Source organism: Pseudomonas sp. B37(2017) (assembly GCF_002112885.1).
Taxonomy (GTDB): Bacteria; Pseudomonadota; Gammaproteobacteria; order Pseudomonadales; family Pseudomonadaceae; genus Aquipseudomonas; species Aquipseudomonas paraglycinae.
Genome location: NZ_NEIX01000016.1, coordinates 23,319 through 40,993, shown reverse-complemented (window position 1 = coordinate 40,993; position 17,675 = coordinate 23,319). Strand labels below are relative to the sequence as shown.

At 61.2% G+C, this 17,675-nt stretch carries 13 protein-coding genes; 6 read left to right on the top strand and 7 right to left on the bottom strand.

What is annotated here, in order from left to right; all coding sequences use genetic code 11:
* Positions 1–84: 84 nt before the first annotated feature.
* The 5 genes from pqqB to CAF90_RS27005 are packed head-to-tail and all read left to right on the top strand — an operon-like array spanning position 85 to position 4,960.
* Complete coding sequence (pqqB, locus tag CAF90_RS27025) at positions 85–996, top strand: pyrroloquinoline quinone biosynthesis protein PqqB (RefSeq protein WP_085609084.1); 912 nt, start codon at positions 85–87, stop codon at positions 994–996.
* A gap of 21 nt (positions 997–1,017) precedes the next feature.
* Entirely contained in the window at positions 1,018–1,770 is a 753-nt protein-coding gene (gene pqqC, locus CAF90_RS27020) for a pyrroloquinoline-quinone synthase PqqC (protein WP_007959877.1), read from the top strand.
* Complete coding sequence (pqqD, locus tag CAF90_RS27015) at positions 1,767–2,042, top strand: pyrroloquinoline quinone biosynthesis peptide chaperone PqqD (RefSeq protein ID WP_085609083.1); 276 nt, start codon at positions 1,767–1,769, stop codon at positions 2,040–2,042. The genes pqqC and pqqD overlap by 4 nt, the downstream gene beginning before the upstream one ends.
* Complete coding sequence (pqqE, locus tag CAF90_RS27010; RefSeq protein WP_085609082.1) at positions 2,014–3,186, top strand: pyrroloquinoline quinone biosynthesis protein PqqE; 1,173 nt, start codon at positions 2,014–2,016, stop codon at positions 3,184–3,186. Before pqqD ends, pqqE begins: the two co-directional genes overlap by 29 nt.
* On the top strand, positions 3,152–4,960 hold the full coding sequence (locus tag CAF90_RS27005; RefSeq protein WP_085609081.1) for a S9 family peptidase: 1,809 nt from the start codon (positions 3,152–3,154) through the stop codon (positions 4,958–4,960). Before pqqE ends, CAF90_RS27005 begins: the two co-directional genes overlap by 35 nt.
* 3 nt (positions 4,961–4,963) lie before the next feature.
* Here CAF90_RS27005 and CAF90_RS27000 read toward each other — a convergent pair whose 3' ends face one another.
* Together CAF90_RS27000 and CAF90_RS26995 are read right to left on the bottom strand one after the other, a co-directional pair.
* Positions 4,964–5,122, bottom strand: a complete 159-nt coding sequence (locus CAF90_RS27000) for a YqaE/Pmp3 family membrane protein (RefSeq protein ID WP_003228885.1) — start codon at positions 5,120–5,122, stop codon at positions 4,964–4,966.
* Positions 5,123–5,327: 205 nt separating this feature from the next.
* Positions 5,328–6,611 carry an aspartate aminotransferase family protein gene (locus CAF90_RS26995; protein ID WP_085609080.1) on the bottom strand — a complete coding sequence of 428 codons (1,284 nt, stop codon included), beginning with the start codon at positions 6,609–6,611 and terminating at the stop codon, positions 5,328–5,330.
* A gap of 169 nt (positions 6,612–6,780) precedes the next feature.
* On the opposite strand from CAF90_RS26995, the gene CAF90_RS26990 reads away from it, so the two are divergent.
* Positions 6,781–7,710, top strand: coding sequence for a LysR family transcriptional regulator (locus CAF90_RS26990; RefSeq protein WP_085609079.1), 930 nt, complete (start codon positions 6,781–6,783; stop codon positions 7,708–7,710).
* A gap of 227 nt (positions 7,711–7,937) precedes the next feature.
* On the opposite strand, the gene CAF90_RS26985 is transcribed toward CAF90_RS26990, so the two are convergent.
* The 5 genes from CAF90_RS26985 to CAF90_RS26965 form a co-directional block, all read right to left on the bottom strand.
* On the bottom strand, positions 7,938–9,716 hold the full coding sequence (locus CAF90_RS26985; protein WP_085609078.1) for an acyl-CoA dehydrogenase C-terminal domain-containing protein: 1,779 nt from the start codon (positions 9,714–9,716) through the stop codon (positions 7,938–7,940).
* Positions 9,717–9,900: 184 nt separating this feature from the next.
* Complete coding sequence (locus CAF90_RS26980; protein WP_085609077.1) at positions 9,901–11,697, bottom strand: acyl-CoA dehydrogenase C-terminal domain-containing protein; 1,797 nt, start codon at positions 11,695–11,697, stop codon at positions 9,901–9,903.
* Between the two features lie 90 nt (positions 11,698–11,787).
* On the bottom strand, positions 11,788–13,077 hold the full coding sequence (locus CAF90_RS26975; RefSeq protein WP_007959861.1) for a GGDEF domain-containing protein: 1,290 nt from the start codon (positions 13,075–13,077) through the stop codon (positions 11,788–11,790).
* Between the two features lie 210 nt (positions 13,078–13,287).
* Complete coding sequence (locus tag CAF90_RS26970; RefSeq protein WP_085609076.1) at positions 13,288–15,402, bottom strand: cytochrome-c peroxidase; 2,115 nt, start codon at positions 15,400–15,402, stop codon at positions 13,288–13,290.
* 260 nt (positions 15,403–15,662) lie between these two features.
* Entirely contained in the window at positions 15,663–17,468 is a 1,806-nt protein-coding gene (locus CAF90_RS26965) for a phenylacyl-CoA dehydrogenase (RefSeq protein WP_085609075.1), read from the bottom strand.
* Between the last annotated feature and the right edge of the window lie 207 nt (positions 17,469–17,675).

Below are 17,675 nucleotides of genomic sequence, written 5' to 3'. Positions count from 1 at the left end.
GTCCTGCCTCAAGCAGAACACTGCAGTGCAACGCCTCGGCTCGCCGGGGCGTTTTATTTTCAGCGTTGAAATGATGGAGCGTTCATGTTCGTCCAGATTCTGGGTTCGGCCGCCGGTGGCGGTTTTCCGCAGTGGAACTGCAACTGCGTCAATTGCGCCGGTTTTCGCGACGGCAGCCTGAATGCCCAGGCCCGTACCCAATCGTCCATCGCGATTTCCGATGACGGCGTGAACTGGGTGCTGTGCAACGCCTCCCCGGACATCCGCGCGCAGCTTCAGAGCTTCGCCCCGATGCAGCCGGGCCGCGCCCTGCGTGATACCGGCATTAGCGCGATCATCCTGATGGACAGCCAGATCGACCACACCACCGGCCTGCTCAGCCTGCGCGAAGGTTGCCCGCATCAAGTCTGGTGCACGGACATGGTCCACGAAGACCTGAGCACCGGTTTCCCGCTGTTCACCATGCTCAAGCACTGGAACGGCGGGCTGGACTGGAACCGCATCGAACTCGACCAGAGTTTCACCGTCGCTGCGTGCCCGAACCTGCGCTTCACCCCGCTGCCGTTGCGCAGCGCAGCACCGCCCTACTCGCCGCACCGCTTCGACCCGCACCCGGGCGACAACATCGGCCTGATCGTCGAAGACCTCAGCACCGGCGGCAAACTGTTCTATGCCCCAGGCCTGGGCAAGGTCGACGCGCCGCTGCTGGAAATCATGGCCGGCAGCGACTGCGTGCTGGTGGACGGGACAATGTGGGACGACGATGAAATGCAGCGCCGTGGCGTCGGCACCCGCACCGGCCGCGAAATGGGCCACCTGGCCCAGAACGGCCCCGGCGGCATGCTCGAAGTGCTGGAGCAGCTTCCCGAGCAGCGCAAGGTGCTTATCCACATCAACAACACCAACCCGATTCTCGACGAAGACTCCCCGGAGCGCGCGGAACTGGTGCGGCGCAGTGTTGAAGTGGCGTATGACGGCATGAGCATCGTCCTGTAACGAATGGCCCGGAGAACCGCAATGACCGACACCCCGCTGTCCACCGCCGAATTCGAAGCGGCCCTGCGCGCCAAGGGCGCCTATTACCACATTCATCACCCGTATCACGTCGCGATGTATGAAGGCCGGGCCACCCGCGAGCAGATCCAGGGCTGGGTCGCCAATCGCTTCTACTATCAGGTGAACATCCCCCTGAAAGACGCGGCGATCCTCGCCAACTGCCCGGATCGCGAGATCCGCCGCGAGTGGATCCAGCGCTTGCTCGACCACGACGGCGCTCCCGGTGAAGACGGCGGCATCGAAGCCTGGCTGCGTCTGGGCCAGGCCGTCGGTCTCGATCCGGATCAATTGCGTTCCCAGGAGCTGGTGCTGCCCGGCGTGCGTTTCGCCGTCGATGCCTACGTCAACTTCGCCCGCCGCGCCAGTTGGCAGGAAGCCGCCAGCAGCTCGCTGACCGAGCTGTTCGCGCCGCAGATCCACCAGTCGCGGCTCGACAGCTGGCCGCAGCATTACCCGTGGATCGACCCGGCCGGCTACGAATATTTCCGCACTCGTCTCGGCCAGGCCCGACGCGATGTCGAGCATGGCCTGGCGATTACGCTGGAGCACTACAAGACCCGCGAAGGCCAGGAGCGCATGCTGGAAATTCTCCAGTTCAAACTGGACATTCTTTGGAGCATGCTCGATGCCATGAGCATGGCCTACGAACTGAACCGCCCGCCGTATCACAGCGTCACCGATCAACGGGTCTGGCATAAAGGAATCGCCTTATGAGTTTCGACCGCAGCAAGACCCCGACCTGGCGTCCCGGCTACCGTTTCCAGTACGAACCGGCCCAGAAAGGCCACGTGCTGCTATATCCGGAAGGCATGATCAAGCTCAATGAAAGTGCCGCGCTGATCGGCGGCCTGATCGACGGTGAGCGGGACGTCGCGACAATCATTGCCGAACTCGACAGACAGTTCCCCGGCGTGCCCGAGCTCGGTGACGACATCGAGCAATTCATGGAGGTTGCCCGTGCGCAGCACTGGATCGAACTTGCCTGAGTCATCGGTGCAAGTCCCGGCCAAACCGGAAGTCGGCCTGCCGCTGTGGCTGCTCGCCGAGCTGACTTACCGCTGCCCGCTGCAATGCCCGTACTGCTCCAATCCGCTGGATTTCGCCGAGCAGGGCAAAGAGCTGAGCACCGAGCAGTGGATCAAGGTGTTCCGCGAAGCGCGGGAAATGGGCGCGGCGCAACTGGGTTTTTCCGGGGGCGAACCGCTGGTGCGTCAGGACCTCGCCGAGCTGATCCGTGAAGCGCGCCAGTTGGGTTTCTACACCAACCTGATCACCTCCGGCATCGGCCTGACCGAACAGAAGATCAGCGACTTCAAGAAGGCCGGACTCGATCACATCCAGATCAGTTTCCAGGCCAGCGACGAGCAAGTGAACAACCTGCTCGCCGGCTCGAAAAAAGCCTTCGCGCAGAAACTGGAAATGGCCCGCGCCGTGAAGGCCCACGGCTATCCGATGGTGCTGAACTTCGTTACCCATCGGCACAACATCGACAAGATCGACCGCATCATCGAGCTGTGCATCGCGCTCGAAGCGGACTTCGTCGAACTCGCCACCTGCCAGTTCTACGGCTGGGCGCAGCTCAATCGTGTCGGCCTGTTGCCGACCAAGGAGCAACTGGTCCGCGCAGAACGCATCACCAACGAATACCGCGCCAAGCTGGAAGCCGAAGGGCATCCGTGCAAGCTGATTTTCGTCACCCCGGACTATTACGAAGAACGCCCGAAAGCCTGCATGAATGGCTGGGGCAGTCTGTTTCTGACGGTCACACCGGACGGCACCGCCCTGCCCTGTCATGGCGCCCGACAGCTGCCGGTACAATTTCCCAATGTGCGCGACCACAGCATGCAGCACATCTGGTACGACTCGTTCGGCTTCAACCGCTTTCGCGGCTACGACTGGATGCCCGAGCCGTGCCGCTCCTGCGACGAAAAAGAACAGGACTTCGGCGGCTGCCGCTGCCAGGCCTTCATGCTCACCGGCGATGCGAGCAATGCAGATCCGGTGTGCAGCAAGTCCGAACATCACGGTGTGATTCTCAAGGCCCGCGAAGAAGCCGAGTACGCCACCCAGACCATCGAACAACTGGCCTTTCGCAATGAACGAAACTCGCGCCTCATCGCCAAAGGCTGAGCCTTTCAGCGCCACCGCTGCGGTTGCTGCCGGCGTGGATTTCGCCGAGCTGCAGCTCGGCGCCCATGGTTTGTTCTGGAATGAATATCGCCCGACGGACGCCGCCTGCCGGATCTGGCACTGGCGTGATGGCGCGGCGAAATGTCTGACGCCTGCGGGTCTCAGCGTGCGCAGTCGGGTGTACGAATATGGCGGTGGGGCGTTTTGTCTGACGCCTGACGGGGTGGTTTTCGTTAACGAGGCGGATCAGCAACTGTACCGACAGACGCTGGTCGGCGAGCCCGTGGCATTGACGTCGGGCGAGTGTCGATATGGCGATCTGCATTTTGCCGATGGGCAGGTGCTGGCCGTTGAAGAGAACGGTGATTGCCATCGGTTGGTGGCGATCGATCTGGCGAATGGCGACCGCCATACGCTGGTTGAAGGCGCGGATTTTTACGCGTCGCCGATCATCAGCCCGGACGGCCAGCGCCTGGCGTGGATCGAATGGAGCCGTCCGCATCAGCCGTGGACTTCCACCCGACTGATGCTCGCCGAGCGTTCTGATAGCGGATTTTCTACCCCACGTTGCGTGGCTGGTGAAACGCTTGAAGAGTCGATCCAGCAACCGCGCTTCGATGCCAGCGGCCGACTGGGCTGTCTGACCGACCGTGGCGGATATTGGCAACCGTGGGGCGAGTCGGCAAACGGCTTGCAGCCGTTAGCTAGCGCCGAAGCCGATCACGCGCCGGCCCCATGGCAACTTGGCGGCTGCACCTGGCTGCCCACCGACGAAGGCTTTTTGGCGAGCTGGAGCGAAGGCGGTTTCGGTCGTCTGGCGCTCAACGGCGAAGACTTCACCGGCGACTACAGCCGCTTCCGTCATCTGGCTGTCGATGATCAGTTCATTTACTGCATTGCCGCGTCACCGATCAGCCCTTCAGCGGTGATCGCCATTGATCGCAAATCGCGTGAAATGAATGTCCTGGCCGGCGGTGTCGCACCGCTGCCAGCGGAGCGCATCAGCCGCCCGCAAACCCTGCGCTACCCCAGCGGTTCAGGTGAAGCGCACGGCTTCTTTTACCCGGCCACAAATGGCGACGTGAAACCACCGTTGGTGGTGTTCATCCACGGCGGCCCTACCTCAGCCTGCTACCCGATGCTCGACCCGCGCATCCAGTACTGGACGCAACGCGGCTTCGCCGTCGCCGACCTCAACTACCGAGGCAGCAGCGGTTATGGCCGGGAGTATCGGCAAGCGCTGCATCTCAGCTGGGGTGCAGTGGATGTCGAGGATGCCTGTGCGGTCGTGGCTTATCTGAATGATCGCGGCATGATCGACGGTGAGCGTGCATTCATCCGTGGCGGTAGCGCCGGAGGTTACACCACGCTTTGTGCATTGGCGTTCCATCAGGTATTCCGCGCCGGCGCCAGTCTGTACGGCGTCAGTAACCCGGTGGCCCTCGGCCGCGCGACGCACAAGTTTGAAGGCGATTATCTGGACTGGCTGATCGGCGATCCCGATAAAGATGCCGAACGCTACGCCGCCCGCACGCCGTTGCTGCACGCAGGCAACATTCGCGTACCGGTGATTTTCTTTCAGGGCGAACTGGACGCCGTGGTCGTACCGCAACAGACCCGCGACATGGTCGCGGCCCTGGAGCAAAACGGCATTGAAGTCGAAGCGCATTACTACGCCGACGAACGCCACGGCTTCCGCCGGGCCGCCAACCAGGCCCATGCGCTGGAGCAGGAATGGCGGTTCTACCGGCGAGTGATGGGTTTGACGGACTGAGACTCAACGCTTGGCGATGATGTACACCGCGTGCACGATCCCCGGGATGTAACCGCACAACGTCAGCAGAATGTTCAGCCAGAACGCGCCGCCGAACCCGACCTGCAGAAACACACCCAGTGGCGGCAACAGAATGGCGATGATGATGCGGATAAAGTCCATGGGGCAGCTCCTGATTGGGGTTGGCTCACCTGAGCCATACAAGCTAATCGACCTGTGCCGTTTGTCAGGGTTCAGTGCAAACCACAATCTCGCCATCTGATCGCCATTACCCGGCCACAAAAAAACGCCCCACGCCAAAAGAATCAGGCGTGGGGCGTGCGTTATACCGCGAGACGGTTCTTGAATTCGGGTGGGAAATTTCAGCTCAGACGGCAATCCCTTTGCGGCATTGCAGCTGCGCGGTGCGTACCCGGGAGAAGGCACGGGCCAGGCGCAGGAGCATTTCGTCGATGTTGGCCTTGCTGACGTTGAGCGCCGGGGTGAAGCGCAGGCAGTTGGCTTGTGGGGCGTTGAGCAGCAAGCCTTCATGCAGCGCGGCTTTGACGACGGCCTCGGCGGAGTCTTCCGACAGGGTCAGTCCCCAGAACAGTCCTTGCCCGCGCAACTCGCCATGTTCATAACGATGCGCCAGACGGGCGAGCCCTTCGCGCAGATGCTGGCCGTTGTCCCGGATTTGTTCGAGGAATGCGCGGTCTTGCACGCTGTCGAGCACGACCAGCCCTGCGGCGGTCATCAACGCGTTGCCGTGATGAGTGCCACCCAACTCGCCGGGGTCGAAACAGCAGGCCTTGCCTCGCGCCAGCAACGCCGCCAGTGGCACGCCACCGCCGAGGCCTTTGCCGAGCACGACGATATCGGCGCGCACGCCGTAGGATTGTTCGGCGAGCATGGTGCCACAGCGGCCAATGCCGGTCTGAACCTCGTCGAGAATCAGCAGAATCCCCAACTCACGGCACAAGCGTTCGACACCCTTGAGGTAATGCTCGGTCGCCGGGATCACCCCGGCATCGCTCTGGATCGGTTCGAGCATGATCGCCACGGTCTGCGCATCAACCGCCGCATGCAGCGCCGGCAGATCATTGAACGGCACTAGGTCGAAACCCGGCAGCAGCGGCGCAAAACGGTTGTGCAAATTGCAACTGTCCGACGCCGAAATCGTCGCCAGACTACGTCCGTGACACCCTTGTCTGGCGACAATGATCCGCGAGGCGCCGCCGCGATGCAGCTGGCCCCATTTACGCGCCAGTTTGATCGCCGCCTCACAGGCTTCACTGCCGCTGTTGAGCAGATACGCCTGATCGCTGGAAGTACTGGCGCACAGGCGCTCAGCTAGGCTGAGCATGCCGCGGTTGTGCAGATTGAAGCCGGGATTGATTAACGCTTGAGCCTGGTTGGCAATGGCTTTGACCAGCGCCGAAGGGCTGTGGCCGAGGCTATTGGCGCCTCCGGCCTGGGAAAAATCCAGGTAGGCGCGGTCATTGCTGTCCCATAGCCAGGAACCCTGGCCGCGAACGAATACCTGCTGCGGGCGTTCGACGCTGGGCATCAGACGCTCGGCATTCAGGCCGTCAGCGGCATCCGATTCCTGGGTTTCAAAAGCCAGGTCATCGAGGCTCGGCGTCTGGCGCCGCAAACTGAACAGATTCATTGAAAAAAACCTCGATCGAGGTTTTTTGAACTGCCTATGCAAACACTTTCAAAACAAACGCTGGTCATTGCGCTTTCCGGCCCTGTAAGCCTTGTGAATGCGGTTAGACTAGGCCTGTTCACGGCGTCGAGCCATTTCGATTTCCCAGCATTTTCGATAAGTGTTACTTATGGATTTCAAACAACTGCGTTATTTCGTCGCGGTCTACGAAGAAGGTCATGTCGGACGCGCCGCCGAGCGCCTGTCGATCTCTCAGCCCGCGCTGTCCCAGCAGATCCGCCATCTGGAACAGAACCTCGACGTCACGCTGTTCGAGCGCAGCAGCAAACGCCTGCTGCCGACCCTCGCCGCCCACACCTTGTACAACCACGCCTTGCCACTGCTCGACGGCATGCAGCGGGCGCGTGAGGCGCTGGGCAACTTCAAGGGTCAGGCACTGCGAACATTGGCGATTGGTGTGTTGCAAACCGTGCACACCAGCCTGGTGCCGCAGATGCTTGAGCGGGTGCGCAAGGCCCAGCCGCATCTGGTGGTACAGATTTATGAACTGACGGGGCTTGAGATCGAGCGGCGGCTGCTCAACGGTTCCTTGGACATCGGCATCAGCTATCTACCGCCACGCCAGCCGGGGCTGCACGGCGTGATGCTGTACGAAGATGAACTGACGCTGGTCATCCCGGCGGATCATCCGCTACGGGAATTCAAGAAAGTCTCGATGAGTCAGGCGGCCGAATTGCCGATGCTGCTACTGGGCGAAGAATTTCAGATCCGCCAGATCTGGCAGGCCCAACTGGCCAGCCTCGGGCGACGCCCGCAAGTGCAGGCCGAACTGAACAATATGGTGGGGATTCTCGACAGCCTGCCGCATACCCGTCTGGCGACGGTGCTGCCTGGGCGTTCGCAAAAAGAGTACGACGATCAGGATCTTTTGTGGAAACCGTTGAGTGAGCCGCGCGTGCCGTTGAAAGTCGGGCTGGTGTGTCGCGATGTGCAACGCCAGCAGGCGCCATTGGCCTTGCTGCGAACGTTGCTGGAAGAAGTGATGCAGCGTGAGGAAAAACCGCTGAAAGGTGCGCCGCCGCTGGACGCGTTGAGCTGAAAACTTTTCTGCGGGCATAAGAAAACCCCGCCGAAGCGGGGCTTTGCAGACTGTTTCCCTGACATCCATTTCACTCCGCCACCCTGGCAGAATCCTACGTGTCCGTGTTGTTGCTTTGCGCTTCCTGCGCGACGTCCATGGAAAGTAGATTAGCTCTGGATCCAATCTACGCCTATGGGAGAACAGCAGCACGTCATGTAAGAGATCGCTTACATGACGTTACATCATCAGAACTGCGCAGCGTCCAGCAGGAACAGCGACTCGCTGCCGGCCTTGACCGACGCGCTCAACGAGTGAATCCGCGGCAGCAAACGGGCGAAATAGAACCGCGCCGTGCCGAGTTTGCTCGCATAGAAATCGTCCTGCGCTTCTTTGCCCAGCGATGCCTTGGCCATCAGCGCCCACATGTAGGCGTAAGCGGTGTAGCCAAACGCTTGCAGATACTCGACCGACGCCGCACCGATTTCGTTCGGATTGGTTTTCGCCCGATCCAGCAGCCACGAGGTCAGCTCGTCGAGGGTGTCGACGGCGTCATTCAGCGGCTTGGTGAACTCGCCCAGATCGGCATTGGCGGTTGCGGTGAAATGGCGGATCTCGTCGGCGAACAGCTTGTAGAACGCGCCGCCGCTGCCGACGATCTTGCGACCCACCAGGTCCAGCGCCTGAATGCCGTTGGTGCCTTCGTAGATCTGGGTGATGCGCACGTCACGCACCAGTTGCTCCTGGCCCCACTCGCGGATGTAACCGTGGCCGCCGAAGATCTGCTGGCCATGGACAGTGGTTTCCAGACCCAGATCGGTCAGGAAGGCCTTGGCCACTGGCGTCAGCAACGCAACCAGATCTTCCGCGCGTTTGCGGGTGGCGGCGTCTTCGCTGAACTTGGCGGTATCGAGTTGCATCGCCACGTAGGTAGAGAACGCACGGCCGCCTTCGTTCGAGGCTTTCATGGTCAGCAACATGCGACGCACGTCCGGGTGGACGATGATCGGGTCGGCCACCTTGTCCTTGTTCTGCGCGCCGGTCGGCGAACGGCTTTGCAGGCGGTCACGGGCGTATTCGATGGCGTTCTGGTACGAGCGCTCACCGGTGGCCAGGCCCTGAATGCCGACGCCCAGACGCTCGTAGTTCATCATGGTGAACATCGCGGCCAGGCCCTTGTTCGGCTCGCCGACCAGGTAACCCACCGCTTCGTCGAAGTTCATCACGCAAGTGGCGGACGCCTGGATGCCCATCTTGTGTTCGATCGAACCACAGTTCGCCGGGTTGCGCGCGCCCAGGCTGCCATCGGCATTGACCATGAACTTCGGCACCAGGAACAGCGAAATGCCCTTCGGCCCGGCCGGTGCGTCCGGCAGTTTGGCCAGCACCAGGTGGATGATGTTTTCGGTCAGGTCGTGCTCACCACCGGTGATGAAGATCTTGGTGCCGCTGACCTTGTAGGAGCCGTCGGCCTGAGGTTCGGCTTTGGTGCGGATGATGCCCAGGTCGGTGCCGGCATGCGGCTCGGTCAGGCACATGGAGCCGGCCCAGACACCGGCGTACATGTTCGGCAGGTAAGCGGCTTTCAGTTCTTCGCTGGCGTGGGCGTTGATCGACAGGCAGGCACCGGCGGTCAGCATCGGGTACAGACCGAAGGACAGGCTGGCGGAGTTGACCATCTCTTCGACCTGGGCCGAAACGGCTTTGGGCATACCCATGCCGCCGTAGGCCGGATCACCGCCTACACCGACCCAGCCGCCTTCGGCATAAGTCTGATAGGCCTGTGGGAAACCGGCCGGCGTGGTGACGGCACCGTCGGCCCAGTGGCAACCTTCTTCGTCGGCGGCACGGCTCAGGGGCGCGATGCTTTTGCTGGTGACCTTGCCGGCCTCTTCGAGAATGGCTTCAACGGTTTCCGCGTCCACGGTCTCGGCCAGGGCCGGCAGTTCGGCCCAGAGTTTGGCGACTTCGAACACTTCATTGAGGACGAAGCGCATATCGCGCAGCGGCGCTTTGTAGTCAGCCATGGCAAACCTCGCAAAGATCTAAACAGGTGATTCGTGGAAGGGTGTTTTCGTTGAGCTGGAGTGTAACCCAACAACTTTTGCGACACATAGGGTCAGGCGGTGACTGTTTTGTTATTTTTAGTCACCAGCAATCAACCATAAAGAAGCCCGCAATCTGCGGGCTCTTTTGTTTAACAGGAGCGTGTTACAGCGCGAACAACTGCGCCGGCAGTTTCATCAGGCAATCGCTGCCCGCCTCGATCGCCGAACGATGTGCCGCGGTGCGCGGCAACAGACGCTTGAAGTAAAACTCGCACGTCGCCAGTTTGCCCTGGCAGAAATCGCCATCACCCTCGCCCGACTCCAGCTGCGCCTGGGCAACCAGCGCCATGCGCAGCCACAGGTAGCCCAGAACGATGTAACCGCTGTACATCAGGTAATCCACCGACGCGGCGCCAACTTCATCCGGGTTCTTCATCGCGGCCATGCCGACCTTCATGGTCAGCTCGCCCCACTGCTGATTGAGGCCATCGAGCTGCGCGACAAACTCGCCAAGTTGCGGATGCCCGGCGTTGGCCGCGCAGAACTTGTGGACGATTTTGGTGAAGTTGCGCAGCAGCTTGCCCTGACTGCCCAGCACTTTGCGCCCGAGTAGATCCAACGCCTGGATACCGTTGGTGCCCTCGTAGATCGGCGCGATCCGGCAGTCGCGAACCAGTTGCTCCATGCCCCACTCGCGGATAAATCCGTGGCCACCGAACACCTGCATGCCGTGGTTGGTCACTTCCAGCCCGGTGTCGGTCATGAACGCCTTGCAGATCGGAGTCAGGAACGCCAACAGATCCTCGGCCTCCTGACGCGCGTCGGCGTCCGGGCTCAGGTGCGCAACATCGAGCATTTGCGCGGTGAAATAGGTCAGCGCGCGGTTGCCTTCGTTGAAGGCTTTCATGGTCAGCAGCATGCGTCGCACGTCCGGGTGGACGATAATCGGGTCGGCCGGTTTGTCCGGAGCTTTGGCGCCGGTCAGGGCGCGCATCTGCAAGCGGTCGTTGGCGTATTTGATTGCGCCTTGGAAACTCGCCTCGCCCAGACACAGGCCCTGCATCCCGGTGCCGAGGCGTGCGTGGTTCATCATGGTGAACATGCAGTTCAGGCCCTTGTTCGGCTCGCCGATCAGGAAGCCTTTGGCGTCGTCGAAGTTCAGCACGCAGGTGGCCGAGGCCTTGATGCCCATCTTGTGCTCGATCGAACCGCAGGAAACGCCGTTGCGCTCGCCCGCCTCACCGGATGCGTTCGGGAGGAATTTCGGCACGATAAACAGCGAAATGCCTTTGGTGCCCGCCGGTGCGTCCGGCAGTTTGGCCAACACCAGATGAATGATGTTGTCGCTCATGTCGTGCTCGCCGGCGGAGATGAAAATCTTGCTGCCGGTCACTGCATAACTGCCGTCGGCCTGAGGCACGGCGCGGGTCTTGATGATGCCCAGGTCGGTACCGCAGTGGGCTTCGGTCAGGCACATGGTGCCGGTCCACTGGCCGGCGGTGAGTTTGCGCAGATAGGTGTTTTTCTGTTCTTCGGTGCCGTGGGCGTGGATCGCCGACATGGCGCCGTGGGTCAGGCCCGGGTACATGCCCCAGGAAGTGTTGCTGGAGGCGACCATTTCACTGATCACCAGCCCCAGCGAACTCGGCAGGCCCTGGCCGCCGTAAGCCGGATCTGCCGCCAGACCGTGCCAGCCACCTTCCACGTATTGTGCGAAGGCTTGCTTGAAGCCTGTAGGCGTTGTCACCACGCCGTTGTCGAAATGGCAGCCCTCTTCGTCACCGCTGCGATTGAGCGGGGCCAGAACGTTCTCACAGAACTTGGCGCCCTCGTCGAGGATCGCGTTGATCATGTCCGGGCTGGCGTCGTGGGCGCCGAGGGCCGCGTACTGAGTGTGGAAGTCAAAGACGTGGTCGATCAGAAAGCGCATGTCGCGCAGGGGAGCTTTGTACTCGGGCATGGTGGCTTCTCCTTCAGCAGATTGCTTCAACCTACTGCCGGCCACCCTGCCTCACAATCACTGTCCAGACGCTGAATGCGCCGTCATCACTCAACCTGCGGCGTTGTCCATGCGCACCGCGCCACGGCGATTCTGCCCGAACGCCATCACGCAGTTTCGGCCTGCGCCCTTGGCGCTGTAGAGCGCCTGGTCGGCGGATTTCAGCACCTCTTCCGGGGTGCGCTGTTCCAGACGTTCGGCCACGCCGATGCTGACCGTGACCGACACGCTGGATGCGCCCGAACCCGAGCGACGCTGACGGCCCTGCTGATCATCCTGCGGGCGGCTTTCCTGATTTCGGAGCTGGATGTTGTAGGACGCAATCGACTCACGGATGACTTCCAGGTGCGGCATGCACTCTTCAAGAGTCTTGCCCGCAAACACCAGTGCGAATTCCTCACCGCCATAGCGATAAGCCCTACCACCGCCGCTGATTTTGGACAGCTTGCTGGCGACCAGACGCAAGACCTGGTCACCCACGTCGTGGCCGTGGGTGTCGTTGAATTTCTTGAAGTGATCGACGTCGCTCATTGCCAGCACATAGTTGCGACCCAGACGCTGCATACGCTCGTTAAGTGCGCGGCGGCCCGGCAGACCGGTGAGTTCGTCGCGGAAGGCCATTTGATAAGCCTCATGCGCTACCGCTGCAGCAATCATCAGCATGACCTGGCTGCACATGATGTTCAGGGTGAACGGCAGGATGAAGGTTTTCGGCAGCATCCAGAACACCCCGAGCAACCCTACCAGTTGCGCCGCGTGCAGCGGACGCGGGTTGCGCCAGTATTGCCAGGCCAGCAGCAGGAACGCCGAGATGAACACCGGATACGACAACTGGATCAGGCTCATCCACGCGCCATGCAGCGCCGGCCAGCGGATCTCGGAAAGCCACATGAGCAACGCCTGCGGGTAACTTTGCTCAAGCCCCAGCGCCACGCTGCCAAATGCCAGCAGCACGGCGAAGCGCGCGACCATGTCCTGAAACAGGTGCGTGCGCTCCTGCCACGCGGCGAACAGACCGAACAACAGCGGCAACAGCAGACAGACCAGGTGGAACACCACGGCCGCGTCTTCGCGCACCTTGCCGTTGTCGCGGTAATAGTCGGTCTGGGTATCGAGCAGGAAGTAGGCGATGTACACCGTGACCATCAGAAACAGCTCGCGCTGGCGTCGGTAAACCGCACAGTACGAACCGCCCAACAGCAGCACCAAGGTCGGCAACACGTTAAACAGCGAGGTGAAGAACACGTTGAGGTCTTTGACGTACGCAGCCGCCAACCCCGCGAGCAACAACAGCAGTGAAGGTAGGAAATGACTGAAACGTACAGCGGAAGAACGCGGCAAGGGTAAAAGCTCCGACCCGTCATGGCAAAGAGATGGCATTGTGCCTGCAATATGGCCAGTTAAGCACACACAATGTGATCCAGATCACAGGCTGTCTCTTTAACGGCCGAAATCGGCGGTTGCTGAGGGATTTAGTCAGGTTTTTTACGTAATGGCCGCTAGACGGCCACCATGGCCATCATTCTTGATGGCCATGGTGTGTTTTTCTGCTCAGAGATCGTTGTAGAACGGCTGCAATGGCCCCTCTGCCGCCGGCCGGCCTTCAGCGCCGTAAGGCTTGAGATTGAGCGATGCATCCATCGCCTGGCGGGTCGTGACTTTCGGACTGGCCGGGCGCTGGGTCACGGCATTCTCGTCGCCGATATGGCCCTGCGGGATCACCAGCGATGGATGATCGAACGGTGCGCGCTCCCAGGCCACGCGCGGATCGGTCAGGCCGACTTCCATGAATTTCACCACGGCATCGATTTCCGCAGGCGTCAGGTTCAACGCCGTCATGTCCGGATCGAGGTTGGAGGTGTTGTGCTGGTTTACCGCCGGATGCTCGAAGCCGCTGGTGTTGTTGGCGTCTTCACCGCGCCGGTCACCGCCACGGTTGTAAAACTCCATTACCTGTTTGAGCGTCGAGCGGCTGCCGTTGTGGAAGTACGGGCCGGTCAGGGCGATGTTGCGCAGGGTCGGCGTCTTGAACGCGCCGTCGACCGAATCGCGGAAACCGACATTCGGCTTGAGCGTCGCATCGCATGGAATCGCCGCGCTCAACGGCGCCTCGAACGTGCAGACATCGACGTCCAGCGGATCCACCGACCGGCCGCCCTGCAACACGGTGTTGTACTGACGGGTGAACGACCATGGATTGCCCCACGCATCCGCGCCGCCGAGGGCGAGGTCTTCCGAGGTCGGGCGCACACCGGTGTTGTAGAAGCCGTTGTCGTAAAGGGTGGTCAGGTTGTCGGCCATCACCATCCGCTCGATGCGTTCGCGCGGATGCATCAGCAGGCGGCTGGCGGCGTTGGTCAGCTCCGGCCCGCCGTGGCAATTGACGCATTTGCCCTTGCCGAGAAACAGGTTCATGCCCTCGACCTGTTGCGCGTTCATTGCCGTATGGTCGCCTTGCAGGTAGGCGTCGATCGGCGCCTGATCGGACACCAGCGTCGCCTCATACATCTGGATCGCCAGACCGAAGAACAGCGGGAAATTGGCCTCCATCTGGGTGTACGGCGCACCGCCCACCAGAACGTTTTGCGTGGCGTTCCACAGCCGGGGCTGGAAGGCGTTCTTGATCAGCTCGCGATAGGTCGGCCGCCGTGCGCCGGACACCGGAGCCAGTACCGAGTCGGTGGACGAAATCCGCTGCTGCTTGAGCATCAACGTGTCGAGCATCCTGCGGCCGATGTCGGCAAAGGTGCGGCCACCGCAAGACATTTCCACCGGACTGCCGGGCGGGCCGACGGCTTGCGAGGCGGCAGACGCATCGTTGAGCGCCAGCCGGACTTTGGTGGCGACCGTGCTGCGTTCGCTGGTCACGTAGATCCCGGCATCCGGATCGCGATTGCCGAACGGCGAGAAACCGTTGAAGACGTTATTGGCCCGACCGTCCCAGAAGTTGCGCACGTTGAACGCGGCGTTGATCACCGACGGCGCATTGCGTCCGGTGCTGCGGCGAACGTTGATGCCGCCGACCTGAAACAGGCCGTCCGGCTGCTGGGTGCACTTGTCGAAACGCGGCTGATTGGGTTTGACGAAGTTGGCGTCGAACACGCCTTGCGAGCCGACCACGTCGTCCGTCGAGTACACGATGGGCGAGTTGCGCTCCAGGGGATTGCTCAGCACGTGGGTCGGGAAGTCGGTTTTCTTCAGCGTGTAGTTCGGGCCGCCCTTGCCGCCGGACAACGTCGCGTAGGACGCCACGTCACCGGGAATGTCCGACGCCACAAACGGCTTGTTGAAGATCGACGCGACGTTGGCGTTGGTGTGCGCCTGGCCGGGGTTGAGCTGGTTGGTGATGCGGTGGTCGACGCCGGCGTGGTAGTGGCAGGACGCGCAGGCCGTGGAGCCGTCGCTGCCGATCTCCATGTCCCAGAACAACGCTTTGCCCAGCAGGATCGCAGCCTGACGATTGAGCACGTAGTCGGTCATCAGGTCGACCTTGCGTCCGCCTTCGGTACCGGACGGATCGGGAGGCACCATCCCGCGCAACGATTGCAGCGAAGGGACTTCCGGCACCGGGGGATCGACTTCGGCGGGGTCGGCGGCCCATGCGCTGTGGACTGATAGCGCAACGGGCAACCAGAAGGTCAAACGAGCGAGTCGACTGATGTTCATAGGCTTCACCCTGACTGTTGTTGTTAAGTGCCGGGCGTCTTGCTTCTTTGAGCAGGCAGTTCTGGTTAGCACCGGTAAATCGGGCAGTGCAATTAATTGGCCACTCTTCTGGAAATATTTTGAATCAATAAGCGCAGGGGTTCGGCTGAACAGTGGCTTCATCAATGCTGGGGAATCAGCCCCGGGATTGGGGAAATCCGGGCACAAAAAAACCGCTGCCCCCGAGGGAGCAGCGGTTTTTTGAAAGACTGCGTTAAGGCTTAGTAGCCCAGTGCGAAGTCTTCTTCTTTCATGTCCATCAGGTTGTTGGCGCCCGACAGCATGGTGGCCACGTGCGTACGGGTACGCGGCAGGATGCGCTGGAAGTAGAAGCGCGCGGTTTGCAGCTTGGCGGTGTAGAACGCCTCGTCGGTGGTGCCGGCAGCCAGTTTTTCAGCAGCCAGACGCGCCATGTCGGCCCAGAAGTAAGCCAGGCAGGCATAACCGGAGTACATCAGGTAGTCCACGGAGGCCGCGCCGACTTCTTCGCGATCTTTCATGGCGGCCATACCGACCTTCATGGTCAGCTCGCCCCACTCTTTGTTCAGTGCAGCCAACGGTGCGACGAACTCTTTGACGGCTTCGTTGCCTTCGTTGTTCTGGCAGAACTTGTGGACGATCTTGGTGAAGCCTTTGAGAGCCTCGCCTTGAGTCATCAGCACTTTACGGCCCAGCAGGTCGAGTGCCTGGATGCCGGTGGTGCCTTCGTACAGCATCGAGATGCGGCTGTCGCGAACGTTCTGCTCCATGCCCCACTCGGCGATGAAGCCGTGGCCGCCGTAGATCTGCACGCCGTGGTTGGCGGATTCGAAACCGACTTCGGTCATGAACGCTTTGGCGATCGGAGTCATGAAGGCCAGCAGTGCGTCGGCTTTCTTCTTCTCTTCTTCGTCCACGCCGTATTTGACGATGTCGACCTGTTTGGCGGTGAAGTACACCATCGCACGGTTGCCTTCGGCGAATGCCTTCATGGTCAACAGCATGCGGCGTACGTCTGGGTGAACGATGATCGGGTCAGCAGCCTTGTCCGGCGCTTTCGGGCCAGTCAGGGAGCGCATTTGCAGACGATCGCGAGCGTATTTCAGGCCGCCCTGGAAGCCGATTTCGGCGTGGGCCAGACCTTGCAGCGCGGTACCCAGACGTGCGGTGTTCATGAAGGTGAACATGCAGTTCAGGCCTTTGTTCGCCGGGCCAATCAGGAAACCGGTCGCGCCGTCGAAGTTCATCACGCAGGTCGCGTTGCCGTGGATGCCCATCTTGTGTTCGATCGAACCGCAGGTCACGGCGTTGCGTGCACCAACAGTACCGTCAGCGTTTGGCATGAACTTCGGAACGATGAACAGGGAAATGCCTTTGGTGCCGGCCGGTGCGTCCGGCAGGCGGGCCAGCACGATGTGGACGATGTTGTCGGCCATGTCGTGTTCACCGGCCGAGATGAAGATCTTGGTGCCGGAAACTTTGTAGGAACCGTCGGCCTGAGGTTCGGCCTTGGTGCGCAGCATACCCAGGTCGGTGCCGCAGTGCGGCTCGGTCAGGCACATGGTGCCGGTCCACTCACCGGAGACCAGTTTGGTCAGATAGGCTTCTTGCTGCTCTGGGGTGCCGTGCTCGGAGATGGTATTCATCGCGCCGTGCGACAGGCCCGGGTACATGCCCCACGACCAGTTGGCTTCGCCGACCATCTCGCTGACTGCCAGACCCAGCGACTCAGGCAGACCCTGACCGCCGTGCTCGACGTCATGGGCCAGGCTTGGCCAGCCGCCTTCCACGAATTGCTTGTAGGCCTCTTTGAAGCCGGCCGGGGTTTTCACGCCGGACTCGCTCCAGGTGCAGCCTTCGGTGTCACCCACGCGGTTCAGCGGTGCCAGCACCTGCTCACAAAACTTGGCGCCCTCTTCGAGAATGGCGTCAACCATGTCCGGCGTTGCGTCTGCGCACGCTGGAAGGCTCTGATAGTGCGCTTCGTAGCCGAGCAGTTCGTCACGAACGAAGCGAATATCACGCAAGGGGGCCTTGTAGTCAGGCATAGCGATAAACCTCTGCTGATGTAACCGGGAATGAACGACCGCGTTGATTTGTTGTGACGGTCAAACAGTTGTTTGAAACATACGTTTACGCCGAAATCTTGTCAAGCGTCGTTCTTTTGCCATTCGTCATCACATTTTCCGAACGCCGGACACAGCAGCGCGACATGCGCCCGACCGAGCCATGTGCACTGAAAAAAGATTAGTTGA

Coding starts and splice junctions, on each gene's coding strand:
- CAF90_RS27000 (WP_003228885.1), bottom strand. CDS start 5,122: ATGGACTTTATCCGCATCATCATCGCCATTCTGTTGCCGCCACTGGGT.
- CAF90_RS26985 (WP_085609078.1), bottom strand. CDS start 9,716: ATGGCTGACTACAAAGCGCCGCTGCGCGATATGCGCTTCGTCCTCAAT.
- CAF90_RS26965 (WP_085609075.1), bottom strand. CDS start 17,468: ATGCCTGACTACAAGGCCCCCTTGCGTGATATTCGCTTCGTTCGTGAC.
- CAF90_RS27005 (WP_085609081.1), top strand. CDS start 3,152: ATGAACGAAACTCGCGCCTCATCGCCAAAGGCTGAGCCTTTCAGCGCC.
- pqqB (WP_085609084.1), top strand. CDS start 85: ATGTTCGTCCAGATTCTGGGTTCGGCCGCCGGTGGCGGTTTTCCGCAG.
- CAF90_RS26970 (WP_085609076.1), bottom strand. CDS start 15,402: ATGAACATCAGTCGACTCGCTCGTTTGACCTTCTGGTTGCCCGTTGCG.
- pqqD (WP_085609083.1), top strand. CDS start 1,767: ATGAGTTTCGACCGCAGCAAGACCCCGACCTGGCGTCCCGGCTACCGT.
- CAF90_RS26995 (WP_085609080.1), bottom strand. CDS start 6,611: ATGAATCTGTTCAGTTTGCGGCGCCAGACGCCGAGCCTCGATGACCTG.
- pqqC (WP_007959877.1), top strand. CDS start 1,018: ATGACCGACACCCCGCTGTCCACCGCCGAATTCGAAGCGGCCCTGCGC.
- CAF90_RS26980 (WP_085609077.1), bottom strand. CDS start 11,697: ATGCCCGAGTACAAAGCTCCCCTGCGCGACATGCGCTTTCTGATCGAC.
- CAF90_RS26990 (WP_085609079.1), top strand. CDS start 6,781: ATGGATTTCAAACAACTGCGTTATTTCGTCGCGGTCTACGAAGAAGGT.